General features: G+C 68.1%; 2 protein-coding genes. Both read right to left on the minus strand.

Going from position 1 to position 1,822, the window contains the following annotated elements; translation table 11 throughout:
• The coding region (locus tag EN984_RS33250; protein ID WP_164765863.1) for an alpha/beta hydrolase-fold protein at nt 1-773 on the minus strand (773 nt) is incomplete at its 3' end.
• A gap of 24 nt (nt 774-797) precedes the next feature.
• On the minus strand, nt 798-1,822 hold a 1,025-nt coding region (locus EN984_RS33255; protein WP_164765864.1), incomplete at its 5' end, for an iron chelate uptake ABC transporter family permease subunit.

The following is a 1,822-nucleotide window of genomic DNA, read 5'->3' on the forward strand; positions in this document are numbered from 1 at the left end:
GGCACGCCCGGGAGAGCATCAAGCCGCTGCGCCATTGCCCGCGCGAATTCGTCGGTGCATGTCACCTTCTTCTGCTGGAGGCGCTTTTCCTCGTCCTCGGCGCCAATCTGAAACGGCGCCAGCTTCTCGGTCTCGTACTCGCCGGCCGACAGGATCACGGTCGTCGCCAAACCAGCGGGGATGGCGGCCTCGAAGGTTTCGAGAAAGCGATCGATGGCACGGTCTTCCCAATAGATGGCGGGGCTCGCCGCGATCCAGGTCTGGAAGGCCGAGGGCCGCGTGAACAGGGCATAGAGCGCAAACAAGCCACCGAAGGAATGGCCATAAAGCGCCTGGCGGCTAGCGTCGACCGTGATCCGACTGGCGACCCACGGCTTCAACTCGTCCTCGATGAAGGCAAGGAACTCCCCTGCCCCACCGGTCCGGACTTCGGGCGTGCCCTCATAGAAGGGCGGATAGGTCTTGCCCGGCGGCGGGCCGAGATCCCATGAGCGGCGCAGCGGGTCATAGGCGCCCTCGACGGGATAGCCGATGGCGACGATGACGCCCCAGCCGACATTGGTGCCCGTTGGATAGAAGGCCTGCGCGCGCATGGCGTCGACCGCCGTGCCGATGACGGCGTTGCCGTCGGTCATGTAGAGCACAGGCCAGCCGGCCTCGGGCACCGGCCCGGACGGCACATGCAGGAATATCCGCCAGGGGGCGCCGCCCTGCGCCGGGACAAGATCGTGGACCGTGGTGTCGGCGATCAAGGCTGGCATCGACTTGGACATCGATATCTCCACAAGGGCTAAAGGTCAGCGGCGGCGCAGCAGCCACATCAGCACCGGGCCGCCGATCAGTGTGGCGACGAGACCGGCCGGGACCTGGCGCGGGAAGATGGCGGTGCGGCCCACCCAGTCGGCGGCGACCATGATCAGCGCGCCGGCGAGCACCGCGCCAACGGCCTGCGGCAGCGCACGGGAGAGGCCAAGGCGACGGGCAAGGTGCGGCGCCATCAGGCCGATGAAGGTCAGCGGACCGACGATCAGCGTCGAGGCTGCGGTGAGTGCCGCGACCACCAGCAGCACGAGAAGCCGCGTCCTCTTCAGGTCAATGCCAAGGCCTTGCACAGCGGCGGGGCCAAGCGGCAGGATGTCGAGCCAACGCATGAAGAAAGGCGCGAGTGCGAAGAGGCAGACGGCGATGCCACCGGTGAGCAAGGCGTCACCGACATCGACGCCATAGGTCGAACCGGTCAGCCAGTTGAGCAGCAGCATGGCACGCGGATCGCCGGTGGCGGTGAGCACCAGGATCAGCGCGTCGAACAAGGCCGTCAGAGCAACGCCGGCAAGCAGCAGCCGCTCCGGCGCATAGGCGGCACGGCGGCCGATCGCCAGCGTCACCAGCAAAGCGGCGAAGGCGCCGATGGTTGCCGCCGCCGTCTGAACCGGGCGTCCGGCATCCGAGAGCGCAAACAGCGCCACCATCATGCCGAGCGCAGCACCGGCGCTGATGCCAAGCACTTCCGGGCTGGCCATCGGATTGCCGGTCAGCCGCTGCATCATCAGCCCGGCAAGCGCCAGCATCGCCCCGGCGCTCAGCGCGGCAAGCACGCGGGGCCACCGCCACGACAGCAAAGGCTGCAGCTCGTCGCCGAAGGCGAAGTTCCAGCCATGCGGGCCCGGTCCATAGAGCAGGGCCAGCCCGAGCAGCAAAAGCAAGGCCAGGCCGATCGCCGTCAGCATAAGGCCGGGCCGGCTTGCGCGCGGCAGGCGCGCGGCCATCAAGGTCGGGGCTTCCGAGCCAAGAGCAAGGCGCGGCAGCAGCCAGAGAAGCAGCG

Source organism: Mesorhizobium sp. M7A.F.Ca.CA.004.12.1.1 (assembly GCF_003997835.1).
GTDB lineage: Bacteria > Pseudomonadota > Alphaproteobacteria > Rhizobiales > Rhizobiaceae > Mesorhizobium.